At 74.4% G+C, this 1982-nt stretch carries 1 protein-coding gene and 1 pseudogene; both read left to right on the forward strand.

The genetic code is table 11. The features are described 5' to 3' along the window. A pseudogene (locus tag N4P33_RS34925) lies at window positions 1–574 on the forward strand (hypothetical protein); the annotation flags it as partial. Window positions 575–686: 112 nt separating this feature from the next. Beyond that, a partial coding sequence (locus N4P33_RS34930) for a hypothetical protein (protein ID WP_260830929.1) occupies window positions 687–1982 on the forward strand: 1296 nt, incomplete at its 3' end.

Below are 1982 nucleotides of genomic sequence, written 5' to 3' on the forward strand. Positions count from 1 at the left end.
CCGGAACGGCCGCCATCGTCGGTACGGCACTTCTCGGCGCCTGGTACGGGAAGCCGGCGCTGGCGAGCGCCGAGGCCGCGCTGGGGTGCGCCGCCGTCCTCGTGCTCTACCTCTGTCTGATACGGGCGTGGGCTGCGCCGGGGTGCTCGGCACGGTGCTGCTGTCGCGGCTGCTGCACTATCCGTCGGTGTCGGAGAGCCTCCAGGACCTGCTCGCCGGTCACTTCACGCGCCCGGACCGGGAGCGGGTGTGGGCGGAGTTCTTCCAGCTCAACGGGAACTTCTGGATGGAGTGGCTGCGGCGGCAGATGTGGGAGCCGCTGTTCGTGGCGTTCCTGGCGGCCGGTGCCTGGGGGGCGCGGCGGCGGCCGGTGTTCGGCGCGTTCCTGGTCGCGGCGGCCGCCACCGGGATCCTCAACCAGGCCGGGCACCCGGACATCAACATCTGGGGCGGGCGGCTCATCGTGGTGGCGTGGCTGCTGCCGGTGCTCGGGGTGCCGCTGCTGCTGGAGCCGGTGCTGCGGGGGCGGGTGCCGCTGCCCGCGCAGGGGCCTCCGGTGGAGCTGGCGCGCTGACCTGGGCCGACGGGTCCGGGGGTCACTCGATGAGGTGAGGCGAGGTCATCGCCGTTGACCCGCACGGGAACATACGGCAAATGCCTCGATCCTCCCCACTCCTCAGTGCCCGATGAGCGCCGGCGCCCTCGTCCGGCGGCGTACGGCAAGCGGTGCCACCGCGCTGCGCGGCGGCGGCTCCTGGCGGCCCACGCCGTACCAGGTCGCCGGGTTCCTCTTCTGGCTCGTGATGTCCCTGGCGTACTGGCGGGTGCCGCTGTGCTGCGACGCCGGACAGCACGCGGCGGTCGTCGAACGGCTCAAGGCCGATCTGCTGCGTCCGCGGCATCCGACGGCGGACCTGCCGGGCGCGGGCAGCCCCTACTACTCGCCGTTCGCGCTCGCGCAGGGCGTCGTCGCGCGGCTGGCGGGCCTTGGCGGCTGGGAGGTGGTCCGGCTCACCGGGCCGCTGAACCTGCTGGTGCTGCTCACCGGGCTCGGCCGCTTCGTACGGGTGCTGAGCCCGCGGCCGTGGGCGCCGGTGCTGGCGCTGGGCGCGATGACGCTGCTGTGGGGGACGGAACGGGCCTGGTGGAGCGGCTATCTGGGCCTGATGTCGATGACGGGGAATCTGGCGTATCCCTCGGCGTTCGCGATCGGGCTGACGTTCTGGGCCTGGGCGCTGACGGGGGAGAGGGCACGGGACATGGGGGCGGGTGCGGGGGGCTGGGACGCGGGGGCGGGCGCGGTGAGCCCTGGGGGGCACCATGAGGTGCGCCATGCGGTGCGCTATGTGGGGCCGAGCGGGTTGCGCGGGCTGTCCGGGTACGCGGCGCTCGGCGCCCTGTACGGGCTGATCGTGCTGGTCCACCCGATCACGGCGGTGGCGGCGGCACTGGGCGCGGTGGCGTTCGTCGCCGGGTGGCAGCGGGGGTGGGAGTGGGCCGTGGTGGGCCGGTGGGTGCTCGCGGGCGCTCTCGCGGCGCTGGTCGCGGTGTCGTGGCCGTACTTCGACGTCCTGTCGCTGGCCGGGGACAGCAGCGTGGACGGGATGCACCGGAAGCTGTATCTGGACCTCGGGGGCCAGTTCTGGCTGGCGCTGGTGCTGGGGCTGCCGGCGCTGTGGCTGCGGGCGCGGCGGGGTTCGGGGCCCGCTTCGGACCACGGCACCCGGCGCTCGTGGCGCTGGTGGCGCTCGTGGCGTGATCCGCTGGTGCTGCTGTTCGTCCTGGACTGCGCGGTGGTGGCGTACGGCTGGTTCAGCGGGCACTACACCTACGGCAGGATCCTCGGGCTCACGCTGGTGCCGCTGCAGTTCGCGCTCGCGGTGGAGCTGGCGGCGGCCCGGCCCTGGCCGGTGTGGCGGCGGGTGCTCGGCGGTGCCGCGGCGGCGGGGGCCTGCGCCGGGTTCCTGACCGTGCAGGCCGGG

It is taken from the genome of Streptomyces sp. 15-116A, from assembly GCF_025290915.1.
Taxonomy (GTDB): domain Bacteria; phylum Actinomycetota; class Actinomycetes; order Streptomycetales; family Streptomycetaceae; genus Streptomyces.